Source organism: Cellulosimicrobium sp. BMG9.23 (assembly GCF_059159985.1).
The window spans coordinates 472,209-487,011 of the sequence record NZ_JBZGBZ010000002.1 but is presented as its reverse complement, the minus strand read 5'-3'; the positions used below and the strand labels follow the sequence as shown (position 1 = coordinate 487,011).

Here is a 14,803-nt window from a genome sequence, read left to right as displayed (position 1 = left end):
ACGTCCCGGACGTTCCTACTCTCCGGGGCATGGAGAGCACGGAGCACGCACCCCCGGCCTGCCAGGTGTCCCCGTACGGACCGCTCGTCGACCCGACCCCGGCGCTGCGCGCGGCCGGGGAGGACGTCGGGTTCACCCGCTGGCGGGTGGGAGCCGCGACGACCCTGGACTGGGCAGGGCCGGCCGCCGACGGCTACCGGCAGGCCCTCGACGACGCGGTCGCGCGCGCCGTCACGGCGGGGCTGCTGGTCGACGACGCGGTCGCGGCCGCCGACCGGTACGTCCGGGCGCTCGACGCGGAGCACGAGCAGGCCGTCGTCGCCGCGCGGAGCCTCGGGTGAGCGGCTCCTCCGACCCCACGTCGACGATCGTCGTGACGGGCGGGCCGGTGACGGCCGCCGACACGGAGCAGATCCTCGGCCAGGCGACGGTGGTCCGGTCGGCGGCGGACCTGGTCCGCTCGGCGCGCGCCCGGTGCCGCGACGCGCGGGAGAGCCTGCGGTCGGCGCCGTGGCGGTGGGCCGTGACCATGGGTGGTCTCGGAGCGGGACCGGGGCTCAGCGCGCACCCGGTCGCCGCACCCGGGAGCACGACCGCCCGCGAGCGGGACGCGGCGCTCGGTGCCGTCGACGCGCTGGACGCGGCGCTCGGCGAGCTGGAGCGCCTCCTCGACACCATCGAGGTGCGGATGTGCAAGGCGTCGGGCACCTATGTCGAGGCCGAGGCCGAGGCCTGGCGGGTCCTCGGTGCGGTGGCAGACGTCCCGATCGTCGGTCTGGAGGTGGCGCTCATCGCGGGCCAGCTCGCGTTCCTCGAGGGCGTCCTCACCGGCGACGGGCTGCCGTGGGGTCGCCTCGTCACGGGCGGGGGCCCGATCCACGAGAGGGCCATCGCCTCGACCGGTGCGCTCCTCGGCCTCCTGGACCCCGGCCGAGGGCTCTTCGAGCGTCCGACCGTGGCCAACGGCGCGGCGGTCCTGCGACTGCTCTCCGAGGGCTGGCGAGGCCTCTTCCACGACCGCATCCGCGTGGAGCGGCTGGCTCCCGAGCAGTCTCCCGGGCCGGATCTCATGCCGCCACCGCACACGGCCCAGGACCTCCTGCGCCGCATCGACACCGTCTACGGCGTGGGCGAGGACAACCCGGTGCCCCACTCGGCGATCGCCCTGGAGAAGATCGTGCACGACGACGGCGACGCGACCTGGGTCGTGACGATCCCCGGCACGCAGCTCGGGCTGTCCAGCCTCGGCACGGCGTTCTCCATGACGTCCAACTACGACCTCATGGAGGGTGTCGAGCTCGCGGACAGCACCTTCCCGAGCGGGATCGCCGACAGCGCCGCGCTCGTCCTCGCGGCGCTCGAGGACGCCGGGGTCGGTACCGACGACGAGGTGGTGCTCGTGGGTCACAGCCAGGGCGGCATGGTGGCCGCGTCGGTGGCCGCGCTGACCGCGGGGTCCGCCGCGACGGCGGCCTCGTCCCCGTCCGGCGCCCCCGTCCGCCCCGGGTCGCCGGGCGCGGCCTTGGAGACCGTCGCGCTGCCGCGGTACCGCGTGACCCACGTGGTGACGGCCGGGTCGCCGGTCGGCGGGCAGCCCCTGCCGCCCGGCGTGCTCGGGACGCACGTCGAGAACGGTCAGGAGGGTGTGTCGGGCCTCGACGGGACGCCGAACCCGGCGACGGCGAACCAGGTGACCGTGTCGCGCGACCTCGACTGGCTGAGGGGGAGCGAGACGCAGGAGATCCCGCACGGCGTCCGGCACCACGTGGACACGCTGACCGACGCGGAGGGCATCGGGCACCCCGGGCTGACGGCGCACCTCGACGCGCTCGAGACGTCGTTGGACGGGCAGCGGGAGGAGACCGTGTACTACCGCGGCACGCTCGTGGTCGACCCCGAGGCCGTGGCGGACCGGGTCACGCCGCTCGGGCCCCTCCTGCCGGACCCGTCGGACGTTCTCGGTCTCGGCGGGTCCGGTGCCGCCACGGTCGTCGCGCCGGGGCCGGCGGAGCAGTCGTCGGAGGTGCGGTGAGCGGGGACGCTCAGCGGTCCTTGCCCTTGGGCACGACGGCGGAGACGGCGAAGTTGATGAGGCCGATGATCAGGGCCGCGAGCAGCGCCCACCAGAACCCGCCGATGATCCGGATGCCCCAGTCGGTCTGCTCGGTGATCCACGCGGTGAGCATGAGCATGAGCGCGTTGACGACGAGCGAGAACAGGCCGAGCGTGAGGATGTACAGCGGGATCGACAGGATCTGCACGATCGGCTTGATGACCGCGTTGACGATGGAGTACAGCAGCGCGACGACGAGGATGATGACGAGCTTCCCGCCGGCTGAGTCGGAGCCGACGATCTGGAAGTGGTCGTCGATGAACAGGCTCGTGAGCCAGATGGCGAGAGCGGTGACGAGGACGCGGACGACGAAGCTCATACCCGGCATCCTGCCACCCGGTCGTCCCGGGCACACGGCGGCCGGCCGCCGCCGTCTCGAGCGGCGGCCTCCGGCTCAGCCGCCGACGATCACCGTCGGACAACCGGGTCCGACGACCTTCCCGCCGTGGACGGTGGTGTCGCCCACGCGTGCCGCGGGCAGGTTCCCGACCAGCACCGTCAGGCTGCCGATCGCGATCCCGTTCGGGGCGGGCGAGACGCACACGACGCCGGCACCGTTCGCGACGGCCGCGGGTCGCCCGCCGACGAGCACCGTGGGCACGCACGCGGCCGGTGTGACGGGACCGCCGACGTGGGGCTTGGGGCCGTCGGACAGCGGGCACACGACCTGGTCGCCGACGCACGCGGCTGGACCCGTCGGCATCTCAGGGCTGCGTCCCGGTGGCGGGGCTCCCGGCAGCGGGGCTCTCCGCGGCTGCGGCGTCCGGGGTGAACATCGTCCCGCCGACGTACATCGACGTGTCGCACGCGGTCGGCGCGGGGTCCATCCCGAGCGGCGCGCCGGGCTGGCGGCACGTCACCTCCATCGTCAGGACGGAGCCGGCCTCGAAGGTGAGGGGCGACTGGAAGTGGTAGTCCAGGTCGCGGAAGTTCTCGAGGGCGAAGTCGAGGAACACCTCGTCGTCCTGGGAGACGGTGAGGCGCCCGAAGTCGCCCTGCGGGTTCGAGAGGATGATGTCGTCGATCGTGAGCGTCGAGCCCTCGGGCACCTCGAAGGGGACGGCGTCCGTCTCCCCGCCGGCGGGCTCGACCTCGAGACGCTGCCGGACGGGGACCGACGTGCCGGACGGGGGCACGAACTCGGCGACGGCCTCCTCGGTGTCGGCGAGCGTCGTCCCTGCCTCGGTCGCGGCCACCTGGGCCTCCGACGCCGCGCCCGTCGCCTGCTGCGCCGCGCCCGCGGCCTCCTGGGCGGCCTCCTGCGCCGCTGCGGCCGCCTCCTGCGCCTGCGTGAGGTCGTCTCCGACCGCCGCCTGCGCGGCGGACGTGATCGCGGGCTTGAGCAGCGTGAACCACAGCACGACGAGGAGCGCGAGGAGGGCGAGGAGCGCGAGCAGCGCCTTGAGGAACCACTTCGGGAGGATCGCGGTCTGGACGTGGGAACCGTCGAGCGTGACGGGCACCGTGCTGTCCGCCTCGACCTGGACGACGAACGGCAGCGTCTTGTCGGGACCGCGCCACGTCGTCGAGCGCGGCCGGACCTTCACGTCCGTGAACGCGGCGGTCCCCGCCTCCACGACGAGCAGGGGGTCCTTGACCTTGAAGGTGAGCTCGTCGGTGCCGTCGGCGCAGGCCAGCAGCACCGAGACGGGCGTGTTGCCCCGGTTGTCGACCGCGACCTGGTGCTTCGCGCCGCGCCGGCCGTGCGTCGTGCGGGGGACGAGCTCGGCCGTCGTGTCGAGGAAGGGGAGGACCTCGACGACGCCCTCGGGCACGACCGCGTCGTCGGGGTGCTCGAGGGGGATGACGCGGACACCGAACTGGAGGTCTCCCGCCGGCACCTCGGCGCTGCGCGGCGCACGGAACGTGAGCGTCGCCGTCGTGGCCGTGTCCGGGTAGAGACCTTCGATGACTGCGGGCTCGACGACGGTCCAGTCGCCCGGGACCCCGAGCACCTCGATCTGGTAGGCCTCGACGATCGCGCCGGTGTTGCGCACCGTCACGGGGACCGTGACCTCCTCGCCGGGGGTCAGCGCGATCCTCGTCGCATCGAGGGTGGCCAGCGTTGCCATGCTCCCGACCGTAGGGCGCGCACGAGCGGCCGCGCAGCGCCGCAGGGGCGGCCGATGAGGCACGCGGACTGCCCGTTGAGTCCTTGATGAGTGCTCGGAGAGCGACCTGAGGACACTGGGTCGTCCGGGCCCAGGGCCGGCCCGGAGGGCGGCGTGACGACGGGCAGGGAGCGGGACGATGGGACGGATCACGGTGTCGGTGAGTGCGCAGGACCCGATCTCCGAGGGTGGTGTGGTGAGCGCGTTGCGCCCGCGACCCGAGGTGCGGGTCCTCGGCCACGACGAGGACGTGCGGGACGCGGAGGTCGCGCTGGTCGTCGCGGACCAGCTCGACGACGAGGCGGTGCGCCTCGTGCGGACCGTCCAGCGCGGCGGGGGCGGCCGGGCGGTGCTCGTGGCGGGCCGGCTGGACGAGAAGGACGTCGTCGCGGCGGTCGAGGCCGGTGTCGTCGGCATGGTGCGACGTGGCGAGGCGACCCCGGAGCGGTTGGTCACGGTGATCCGCGGCGCGGCGAGCGGCGAGGGCAGCATGCCACCGGACCTGCTGGGCAAGCTGCTCGGCCAGGTCGGCTCGCTCCAGCGTCAGGTGCTCCAACCCCGGGGCATCACGTTCGCCGGCCTCGCGACCCGGGAGGTCGAGGTGCTGCGACTCATCGCCGACGGGTTCGACACGGCCGAGGTCGCGCGGCACCTCGCCTACTCGGAGCGGACGGTGAAGAACGTGCTGCACGACATCACGTCGCGGCTCCAGCTCCGCAACCGCGTCCACGCGGTCGCGTACGCGCTGCGGGAGGGCCTCATCTGACGGCGACGCCGACCTCCGGGCAACAAGTCGGCGCGGGCTCCCGCGGTGCCCTTTCGGGCAGGGCCCGGTGCCTGTTCGGTGGGCCGGTGGTGGGTGGGCGCCCACGGAGGGGTGCGGCAACGTGGAGGGGCCCGCGCGTGCGGGTCCGAGCGGTACCGGTGAGGAGGTGAGCCGTGGCGAGGGCGAGGGCGACGACGGCGGCGCTCGCCGTCGTCGTGCTCCTGGCGGTCGGCCCCGGGCCGACCGGGGCCGCGGAGCAGACTCGCGCGATGGACGTCGCCGGTAGCCCGGCTTCGCTCGCCCCGGCGCTCCCGTCGCAGGTGGCGCAGCCGCCGCGGGTCGCGTTCGCGCGGGACCGTGCGGCGCTCGCGCTGACCGAGATCGCCTTCGACTCGCCGGACGACTCGACCGCCCGCGCGCTGGTGGCTGCGGAGATCGACGTGGTCGACGGGGACCAGCGCTACGAGGGCCAGTCGTCGGCGGCGACGTTCCGGTCCGGCTCGTACGCGTTCGTCAGCACGAGGTCGGGGGACGGGGAGGGCGACGTGCACGTCCGCCTTCCGCCGCGGGGGTCGTCCGGCGTGCCGCCGGAGGGCGCGTGGGACGTGGTGCGCGTCACGTGCGACGACGCGCACGTCTCCCACCCGGTGCTGTCGCGCGACGGGTCGCGCGTCGCCTACGCGACCGACGCCTCGGGCGACTGGGAGGTCGTGGTCGCGACGGTCGATCACGAGCGCGGCTGCGAGGGTGCCGCGCCGTTCGTCCCAGCGCCCGCCCCCGGGGCCGTCGACCTGTGGCCCTCGTGGGGGCCGGACGACGAGAGCCTCGTCTTCTCGAGCACCCGGGACGACCCGCTGGGCGAGATCTACGTCGCGGACGTGGACCGGGACGGCAACGGCTCGGGCGATCCGCTCGTGGTGCGCCTCACGGACGACCCCGGGGCGGACACGACGCCGAGCGTCGTGCTCGACGACAACCCCTACGTGGCGGACCGGCTCGCGTTCACGACCACCCGGTTTCAAGCCGCCGGGTCCGTCGCCTTCCTGACCCTGCCTCTCGGCTGGCGCACCCCCCCGTCACCGGGGACGGGCGCTCAGCGGCTCCCCCAGGTGCACGACCCGTGGCCCGAAGGCGTCGACGCGGGGCCGGCACCGGACACCGGGACGGAGCCGACGGCGGTCGTGACGGCGTTCGCGCAGTCGTCCTCCCCCGACATCCTGCTCGCCTACACATCGACGGAACCGGCGTCGGGGCTCCCGAAGGTCTGGGCGGCGCGGCTGGACATCTCGGAGGGCGTCCGGGCCGTCTCCTCCCGGGAGCTCCCCTCGGGTGAGCACGGCGCCTCCGACCCGAGCTGGGCAGGATCGACGTGGGACTACGGCGGGTCGGGGATGTACCTGACGGCGACCCTGCGGTTCACGCAGCACCTCGGTGACCGGGACGTGGTCGACGCGGTGGTGGCGGACGGTTCCGACCCGCGTGTCGTCCTGGACCGTTCGACCGGCGAGACCCGCTGGGACGACACGGGGCCCGCCTACGCGCCGGACGGATCGCGCGTCGCGGCGAGCTCGGGAACCTGGCTGGGCGAGCTACCCACCGAGGCTCGTGAGCTGGTCCTGGCCGACCTCGGGACACGGGAGGTCTCCACCCTCATCCCCGCCGCGACGACGTCCGGTATGCACAACCCGGCATGGAGCCCGGACGGGTCGACGATCGCGTTCTCCGGGAGCATCCCCGGCAGCCGGACGCCCACGGTGTGGTGGGGGCCGCCCGACGGGTCGGGATCCCTCGACCGCGCCCCCCGCGACGCGGACGGCGTGGAGGCGAGCCTCGTTCCGCGCCACCCGTCGTGGGCGCCCGGCGGCGCACGCCTCGTCGCGGAGCTCGCGCCGGTCGCGAGGCCGGCCGACGGCGACGAGCTCGGCGGTGAACGCTACGGGCTCGGGATCCTGGACGTCGGGACCCGGACGTGGCAGCGCCTGACGCTCGACGTCGTCGAGGAGTGCCCGCGGCAGGTCTCCGACGAGCTGTGCCCGGTGGTCGCGGCGCCGTTGACCGGCCGCGCGCCGGCGTGGTCTCCGGACGGGACGCGTGTCGCCGTCGCGGACCTCGCCGTCGGAGACGTCGAGGTCGCTCCCGGGGGGATCGGCCTGGTCGAGCTCGAGCCGACGGACGGGGGAGCGCTGCGGGTCACGGGCGTGCGCGCGGTCACCGGGTTCGACCGCACCGGCCAGGTCCGGACCACCCAGCCCGACGTCGCCGTCCCGTCGCCGGAGCCCACGTCCGATCCGACGCTCGATGCGCCGCCGGAGACGTTCGTCCCGACGCCGTCGCGCGCCGCCGTCGCGCAGGCCACGGACCCGGCGTGGTCGCCGGACGGCGCGTCGATCCTGTTCAGCGGACAGGCGGCGGGCCGGACCGGCGGGTGGGACCTGTATGCGGTCGCACCCGACGGGAGCGGTCTGCGCCTCGTCCTGGACGAGCCGGGCGACCTCACGGACCCGGACGTGCAACCGGTGGGAGACCTCGCGCTGAGCCTCGCGGCGGACCCGGCCGCACTTGTCGACGGCGGCTCGTCGACCGTGACCGCGACCGTCGTCAACGAGGGCAGCATCCCGGCGACGCCGACCGTGGTCCTCGCGCTGCCTGCCGGGCTCACGGCCGGCGACCTCCCCGCGGGGTGCACCGCCGAGCCGGGCGCCGCCGAGCCGGGCAGCGCGCCGGGCGCGACCGTCGTGACGTGCCCGGGTGGTGGGTCCCTCGCGCCGGGCGACGAGCTTGTCACCGCCGTCCCCGTCACGGCCGTCCCCGACGTCGCCGAGGCCTCCGCCGCCCTCGAAGCGCCTGCCCTCGCGCTGGGCCCCACAGCGCTCGACATCAGTGGCGCGGTCACGAACCCGGGTGCGGAGCGCGACGTCGACGACAACGTCGCCACCACCCGCATCGCGGTGACGGCGCCCGCACCAGCGCCCGACGGCGAGCCCGACCTGACCGTGGAGGTGACGGTGACCGCGCCGCGGGTCTGGGTCGGCGGGCACCACGTGAACGTGGTCACGACGGTCGGCAACGACGGCGACGGGTCGGCCGAGAACGTGGAGCTGACGGTCGAGCCGCCGTCCGGGGCGGTCGACCCGAACGCCGAGGCCCTGGACGAGTGCCCCGAGTGCACCGGCGGCCCGCTGACCCCTGACGGGGGTCTGGAGGTCTGGACGCGCTTCGACGCCGTCGGTCCCGCGGGCGAGGGGGTCGTGACGTCGACCGTGACCTCGGAGGGTGCCGAGCCGATCGTCGCCACCGCGCCGCTCGAGGTCGTCCAGCCGTGGCTGCGCATCGTGCCCGAGGTCGCGCGGCCGGGCGAGGTCGTGCTCGCCTACGGCGAGGACTTCCCGCCGGACGTGGAGGTCTACCTGACGTGGTCGCAGGGCATCACGACGGCCCCTGGCCCGTACCGGACAGGCACGGACGGGCGCGTGAGCATCCCGGTGCTCGTCGTGCGCAACGACGTGCGCGGCGAGCGGTGGCTGCGCGTGACGAGCGGGCCGCCGACCGACCTGGCCGGGGTGCTGGACGCGGGCTTCCCGCGCGTCGTCGGTCCGCCGTCCGGTGCACCGGGCGGGCCGACCGCGGACGCGGCGTCGACCAACCTGGCGACCGCCGCCGCGCCAGTGGCCAACTGCCTCGACGACCCGGCGCTCGCCCCGACACCGGCCGAGCTGTCGAACGAGCTCGCCGACACCGTGTTCAGCGGCCCGTTGTGGTGCGAGATCGACGCCGGCCTGCTCGTCGTGACGCCGAGCGTGTCCCTGCCCGACGTGGTGGAACGGAGGTGACCGGATGATCACCGAGGTCGACGATGCGCTGCGCTCGCTGGTGCGCGAGGCCGTGGGCGACGTCGAGGTCGCGTTCGACGCCCCGACGAAGGACTGGGCCGCGCGCCGCAACGCGCCCACCGTCGACGTGTACCTCTACGACGTGCGCGAGGACGTCAAGCGCCGCTCGCACGGGCTGATCGACCGCCGCGGGCCCGACGGCGCGGTGGTCGGCCGCGCGGACCCGCCGCGGCACTTCCGGTTGTCGTACCTCGTGACGGCGTGGACGCAGCGGCCCGAGGACGAGCACCGGCTGCTCGACCGCGTCCTCGCGGCACTCATCGGCCTCGACGCGCTGCCCGCCGAGCACGTCGTGGGGTCCCTGGCGGAAGCAGGAGGTCCCGTGCCCGTGACCGTCGGGATGCCGCCGGCCGAGGACCGCAGCGTCACGGACGTGTGGTCCTCGCTCGGCGGCGAGCTCAAACCCTCGGTCGAGGTCGCCGTGACCGCGCCCCTGCTGCGCCCGGAGCGCGGCGACGTCGGCCCGCCCGTGCGCGAGGAGCTGCTGCTCGCCGCGCACGACACGACCGGCGACGGTGCCGACCCCCAGCGGCGACGGCACCGCGCGCCCGCCCCGGCCTCCGCCCCCACTCCGGGCTCTCCGGCCCCGGCCACACGCGCGGCCGACGGCGCACCCGCGACGTCCGGGGCGGCGTCGGGCACCCGTGCGCCACGGGCGCGGAGGCGGTCATGACCGACTCGGGCCTCCTCCACCTCGTCGGGCGCCTCGGCGTCCTGGAGGAGCGCGTGCGCGACCTCGTCGCCCGACGGCGTGTGGGCGACCCGACAGCGGACGACCCGTTCCGCGGCCTCTACCTCACGGACGCGGCGGTCGACCACCTCCTCGCGGCGCCCGCTCCCGGCGCGGACCTGCGGGTCGCGACGGACCGCCTCGCGGTGGTCGAGCAGGCAGCGGACGCCGCGGAGCGGTCCGGGGAGCGGGTGCGCCTGCGCGCGCTCGCCCGCGCGTTCGACCTCACGGACCTCGACGTCGAGCTGCTGCTCGTGGCGCTCGCCGGCGAGGTCGACCTCCGCTTCGAGCAGCTCTTCGGCTACCTCAACGACGACGTCTCGCGGCACCGGCCGTCCGTCGCGACGGCGTTCGCGCTGTGCGGGGTGTCGCTCGCGTCGGCGCCCGCGCGCCACCGGTTCACGCACGGGCCGCTCGTGCGTGGTGGGCTCGTCGTCGTCGAGGACCTCGACCGGCCGCTGCCCGGACGCGCGCTGCGGGTGCCGGACCGCGTCGTCGGGCACCTGCTGGGTGACGACGCGCCCGACCCGACGCTTGCCGACGCGCTCGTGGACCTCGTCCCGATCGGCTCCGGCGACGCCGACCGGCTCCGGACCGCGCTCGACGCGGGCGTCGGGCTGCTGTACCTGAAGCAGCCGGGGACGGGCTCGGCCGCGTCGGCCGCCGCGGCGGCGCTCGCGTCGACCGGTCGCGACGTCGTCGCGCTGGACCTGCGGCGTCTCGGGGCGGACCCGGTGATCACGGTCCGGGCGGCCGTGCGGGAGGCGTCGCTGCGCGACGCCGGCCTCGTGGCCGACCCCGTGGACGCGCTGCGCAGGTCCGCGGAGGTGATTGCGGCGCTGACGGAGGGCTCGGGGGTGACGGTGCTCGTCGGGGAAGCCGCATGGGACCCCGAATGGTCGCGCGTCACTCCGCTGCTCGTCGACGCGGACGAGGTGACGACGGCGGAGCGCGCCGCGCTGTGGGCCGCCGCCCTGGGTGACGTGGCGGGCGACGTCGACGTCGCGGGCGTGACCGCGCCCTTCCGGCTGCGGCCCGAGCAGGTGGTCCGGGCGGCGCGGTCGGCCGGGACGCAGGCCGTGCTGCGGCCCGACGGCCGGGTGTCGGCCGAAGACGTGCGGCGCGGGGCGCGGGCCGAGAACGGCACCGCGCTGGACCGCCTCGCGCGGCGGGTCACGCCCGCCGTCGGCTGGGACGACCTCGTGCTCGCGGCCCCGGCGCTCCGCGCGCTGCGCGAGGTGTCGCAGCGCGCGCGCCACCGCGACCGGGTGCTGGGCGACTGGGGCATGCGTCCCGGCGGGGCGCGCGGGCGGGGCGTGGCGGCGCTGTTCGCGGGCGGCTCGGGGACGGGCAAGACGATGTCCGCCGAGGTCGTGGCGCACGACCTGGGTCTCGAGCTCTACGTCGTGGACCTCGCGGCCGTCGTGGACAAGTACGTGGGGGAGACGGAGAAGAACCTCGAACGCATCTTCACCGGCGCCGCCGGGGTGAACGCGGTGCTGCTGTTCGACGAGGCCGACGCGGTGTTCGGCAAGCGCACCGGCGTCCAGGACGCCCACGACCGCTACGCCAACATCGAGAGCGCCTACCTGCTGCAGCGCATGGAGACGTTCGACGGGCTCGTCGTCCTGTCCACCAACCTGCGCGCCAACATCGACGAGGCGTTCACGCGGCGCCTCGACGTCGTCGTGGACTTCCCCGTGCCCGACGACGCCGCGCGCCGCCTCCTGTGGGACCGGTGCCTCGGGCGCGTGGTCCCGCGCGCGGACGACCTCGACCTCGACTTCTGCGCCAAGGCGTTCGAGCTCGCGGGCGGCGGTATCCGCTCCGCGGCCGTCACCGCTGCGTACCTCGCGGCAGCCGACGACGGCGTGGTCGAGATGCGGCACCTCGTCACCGCGGTGCACCGCGAGCACCGCAAGCTCGGCCGGCTGACCCAGCCGAGCGAGTTCGGACCGTACTGGGAGCTGGTGGAGTGATGTCGGAGCGCGACGAACGACCACGGGCCGTCGTGCACCGGCGTCCGCCAGCTCGACCGCAGGGGCGTGGGGCGGTCGCCGGGCTCCAGCACGACGTCGGGAACGCCCAGGTCTCGCGGATGCTCGCACCCGGACTCACACCGGGAGCCGCGCCCGTCGTCCAGCGTGCCGTGACGACGGATGAGGTCAAGACGCTGCCCGAGGAGGTCAAGCGCGCGATAGTCGTCGACTTCCCGCGTGCGCTGTCCGCGGTGCTCGGACGCACGGTCTCGCTCAAGAACGTCCTCGACGCGGCGACCGACCTCGCGACGCTCGACACCGATGCGCGCTTCTATCTCCAGCACCACCGGCAGGTCGCAGCCGCTCTGGCGCAGATGCAGCAGGCCGCGACCCCGGACGCGATCCGACAGGCTGTGGAGGAGGACCTCGTCCGTGACCTCCGGGCCGTCACATGGCTGCCGCAGAGTGCGCAGGACCGTATCGCGACCGACCTCGCCGGGCGGGTACGCGTGCTCGACGAGGTCGAGTTCGCCCGGAAGCGCGTGCTCGAGTGGGGATCCGGACCCAGCGGAGCGCAGAGCATGGACGCTGTCCTGCGCACCGTCATGGGGAGCTGGCGTGCGCTGGGCTTCGCCGAGCGCAACCGCAACCCGCGGCATCTCAACCTGCGCCAGCACGTCGTCCGCCCGCATCACGCGATCCACGAGGCGTTGCACATCCTCTCGGGAGCGGGGTGGGACAAGCATGTGGGCGACGGCGACGCGAAGGGCTGGCCCGCGCTCGTCGAGGGGGCGACGGAGATCACCACCCTGCTCGTGCTCAAGAACCTCCAGAAGGACAGCGAGGGTGACTACTACACGACGAACAAGAGGGAGACCGCCGCCGTGATCAAGCAGGCCGGAATCTCCTTCCAGGAGCTGGTGACGTTCTACTTCCAGGATGCGTCGGTGTTCCGTGGCGTCCTCAAGGTCAAGGAGGACGTGTTGGAGGGTGGCGACTTCATCTCCTCCGCCGTCCTCGGGTACACCGGCGGGAGCCGGAAGAAGAAAGCCGGTCTCGGCACGAAGGAGACGACGCAGTGACCTGGGAGCAGGGGCCCGTGGTCCACCGCGACGCTCGGGCGCACCGGCATGAGCAACCTGAGCGATCGACCGACCAGACCCTCTCCCGCAAGGCCGAGGGCGTCGGCCCAGCGGTCGACGCCCTCATCGGGGGACAGAGCGCCGTGCTCGGGGAGGTCGACCTCCAGACCTTGCAGCGCCACGTCGGGAACGGGGTGCTCCAGCGCGTTGTCGGCGGGGGTGGGCGGTCGCCGGTGCTCGACGTCGTGGGGCGCGGCGGCGGTTCACCGCTCGCCCCGGACGTGCGCGAGGACATGGAGACGCGACTGGGCGCGGACTTCTCCGACGTGCGCGTCCACACCGGCGGGACTGCCACATCGTCGGCCGCGGCCGTCGGCGCGCACGCCTACACCGTGGGCCGCGACGTCGTGTTCGGCGCCGGGAAGTTCGACACCTCCTCGGTGCCGGGCCGCACGATGCTCGCGCACGAGCTGACGCACGTCGTGCAGCAGCGCAGCGGCCCTGTCTCGGGGACGCCGACGGGTGACGGGGTCAGGATCTCCGACCCGGGTGATCGGTTCGAGCGTGAGGCCGAGGCGAACGCCGAACGTGCGATCCAGCGCGAGGTGCGACGCGGCAACTCCGACCCCGGGGCCGTCAGCCTTCAAGGGCGGAGCTCCACCGCGACGGGTGCCCGAAGCCACGACAGGGGTGCTGGTTCGGGGCTGCCCGTGCAACGGGTCGTACCGGTACCGGACGCGAAGGAATCGCAGCTCGCGAAGTCGGATCATCAGGCTCGTGCCCTCCACGTCCTGTTCCTGGAGAAGGAGCTTGCCGGGCTGACGGACAGCGCCAAAGCGACCAGCGAGTACAAGGACTTGCGATCTGTGATCGACTCGGTCCGTTGGGTCGACGGGAAGGAGACGTTCGACCTCGTGGGGGTCGTCGAGCAGATCAACAAGGGTGCAGCGGATCTGCGGTCGAGCCACCCGCGAAAGGGGTCGGGCGGCAATCCGGACGCCAGCGAGGAGATCAAGCCCAGGGAGTCCGCCACTGCGGTCCGGGCGGGGATCGATCTTCTGAAGAAGATGCGTACCTCGCTCGGTGGGGACTCTGGAAAGGCCAGTCTGGCGACAATGTTCGGTGACGCTGCCAGCACTGCGGAGAAGACGATCGGCGAGATCGTCGACCAGCTTGAGCGAATGTATGCGAAGACCTTTCCCACGGGCATCGCATGGATGATGAGCGCGTTCGCGAACGACACTGAAATGTTCGCACTTGATCCACAGATTCCTGCGACGATGGGGGCATTGGGGAATGCCCAGAACAGGCGCATCCGGATGTCCGCCACCTACTGGTCGGGTCGGTGCACAGATCTCCGAATGGCGGCGACACTGCTGCACGAGGGATCGCACGTCGTCGATGCCAAGATCATCGACTACGTGTACAGGGACAGTGGCGCGCACTACTACCTACCTCAAAGCATGGCTCTGAAGAACGCGGCGAACTATGAGCAGGTGGCATTCGACCTCCTGAGCGGGGAGGAGCCTCCCGACTCGAAGCATGCCGACGTCCGGGCGCCGACGCCCGAGGAAGCAGGCAAGATGCGTGCGCTCGATGTCGATGTGACGCGACTCGTCGAGGTCGAGGCGGAGCTCCTCGTCACCCGCGCCTGGGTGCGCTCGACGGATCTGAAGGCGGACGGCTCCTCGGTCGTCGCACTGCTCGGTCTGCCTCAGGCCGAAGGTTCGCGCAAGCTCGTCGATCGAGTGCTTTCCGAACTGTTCACTGTCATGGAAACACTGATGAACGTCGTCGTCACCAAGGGGTTGAAGGTGGAAAATTCGGCTGATGTCGCCGTGCCGACGGTCGCGACGAGCGGCGGCCCAGGCTCGCTCGTTCGCGTCCCGGCGACCGACATCGGCAAAGAATCCGCGCACGATCTCACCTCTGCGGTACTTCAAGCGATCTGCCTCCGCCTCCAGGAGGTCGGTGCGTCACTGTTCTCCGGCGACGTGCTGTGCGCGTACGTGCTGAGCATGGAGCACGGGGACCGAGCCGGAGCGGTCGTGGAACTCGGTGGTCTCCTCACGACCTTGAAGGGATCGATGGGACGGGCGACCGAGAACGTCGGCTCCTAGCTAGACGCTCGG

General features: G+C 73.5%; 11 protein-coding genes. 8 read left to right on the top strand and 3 right to left on the bottom strand.

Going from position 1 to position 14,803, the window contains the following annotated elements; genetic code table 11:
* Positions 1–29 precede the first annotated feature (29 nt).
* Together AC4H2G_RS04210 and AC4H2G_RS04205 are read left to right on the top strand one after the other, a co-directional pair.
* The gene (locus AC4H2G_RS04210; RefSeq protein ID WP_494364498.1) at positions 30–341 is read left to right on the top strand and encodes a hypothetical protein; all 312 of its coding nucleotides are present in this window, start codon (positions 30–32) and stop codon (positions 339–341) included.
* A complete protein-coding gene (locus tag AC4H2G_RS04205; protein ID WP_494364497.1) occupies positions 338–2,032 on the top strand; it encodes a lipase family protein in 1,695 nt (564 codons plus the stop codon). Before AC4H2G_RS04210 ends, AC4H2G_RS04205 begins: the two co-directional genes overlap by 4 nt.
* A gap of 10 nt (positions 2,033–2,042) precedes the next feature.
* Here the strand turns inward: AC4H2G_RS04205 and AC4H2G_RS04200 are convergent, their stop codons facing one another.
* From AC4H2G_RS04200 to AC4H2G_RS04190, 3 genes are all read right to left on the bottom strand, one after another.
* Entirely contained in the window at positions 2,043–2,432 is a 390-nt protein-coding gene (locus AC4H2G_RS04200; RefSeq protein WP_494364496.1) for a phage holin family protein, read from the bottom strand.
* Positions 2,433–2,507: 75 nt separating this feature from the next.
* The gene (locus AC4H2G_RS04195; protein ID WP_494364495.1) at positions 2,508–2,816 is read right to left on the bottom strand and encodes a PAAR domain-containing protein; all 309 of its coding nucleotides are present in this window, start codon (positions 2,814–2,816) and stop codon (positions 2,508–2,510) included.
* A gap of 1 nt (position 2,817) precedes the next feature.
* On the bottom strand, positions 2,818–4,185 hold the full coding sequence (locus AC4H2G_RS04190) for a COG1470 family protein (RefSeq protein ID WP_494364494.1): 1,368 nt from the start codon (positions 4,183–4,185) through the stop codon (positions 2,818–2,820).
* A 178-nt stretch (positions 4,186–4,363) separates the two neighbouring features.
* Here AC4H2G_RS04190 and AC4H2G_RS04185 point away from each other — a divergent pair, with 178 nt between their 5' ends.
* The 6 genes from AC4H2G_RS04185 to AC4H2G_RS04160 all read left to right on the top strand — a co-directional run bounded on the left by AC4H2G_RS04185 (position 4,364) and on the right by AC4H2G_RS04160 (position 14,791).
* A complete protein-coding gene (locus AC4H2G_RS04185; RefSeq protein ID WP_494364493.1) occupies positions 4,364–4,990 on the top strand; it encodes a helix-turn-helix transcriptional regulator in 627 nt (208 codons plus the stop codon).
* Positions 4,991–5,163: 173 nt separating this feature from the next.
* Positions 5,164–8,820: a hypothetical protein gene (locus tag AC4H2G_RS04180; protein WP_494364492.1), complete on the top strand. Its 3,657-nt coding sequence runs from the start codon at positions 5,164–5,166 to the stop codon at positions 8,818–8,820.
* A 4-nt stretch (positions 8,821–8,824) separates the two neighbouring features.
* Positions 8,825–9,553 (top strand): Pvc16 family protein, encoded by a 729-nt coding sequence (locus AC4H2G_RS04175; RefSeq protein WP_494364491.1) that lies wholly within the window; start codon positions 8,825–8,827, stop codon positions 9,551–9,553.
* Positions 9,550–11,589: an ATP-binding protein gene (locus tag AC4H2G_RS04170; RefSeq protein ID WP_494364490.1), complete on the top strand. Its 2,040-nt coding sequence runs from the start codon at positions 9,550–9,552 to the stop codon at positions 11,587–11,589. The genes AC4H2G_RS04175 and AC4H2G_RS04170 overlap by 4 nt, the downstream gene beginning before the upstream one ends.
* Positions 11,590–11,708: 119 nt before the next feature.
* The gene (locus AC4H2G_RS04165) at positions 11,709–12,671 is read left to right on the top strand and encodes a hypothetical protein (RefSeq protein WP_494364489.1); all 963 of its coding nucleotides are present in this window, start codon (positions 11,709–11,711) and stop codon (positions 12,669–12,671) included.
* The gene (locus AC4H2G_RS04160) at positions 12,668–14,791 is read left to right on the top strand and encodes an eCIS core domain-containing protein (RefSeq protein ID WP_494364488.1); all 2,124 of its coding nucleotides are present in this window, start codon (positions 12,668–12,670) and stop codon (positions 14,789–14,791) included. Before AC4H2G_RS04165 ends, AC4H2G_RS04160 begins: the two co-directional genes overlap by 4 nt.
* Positions 14,792–14,803: the final 12 nt, after the last annotated feature.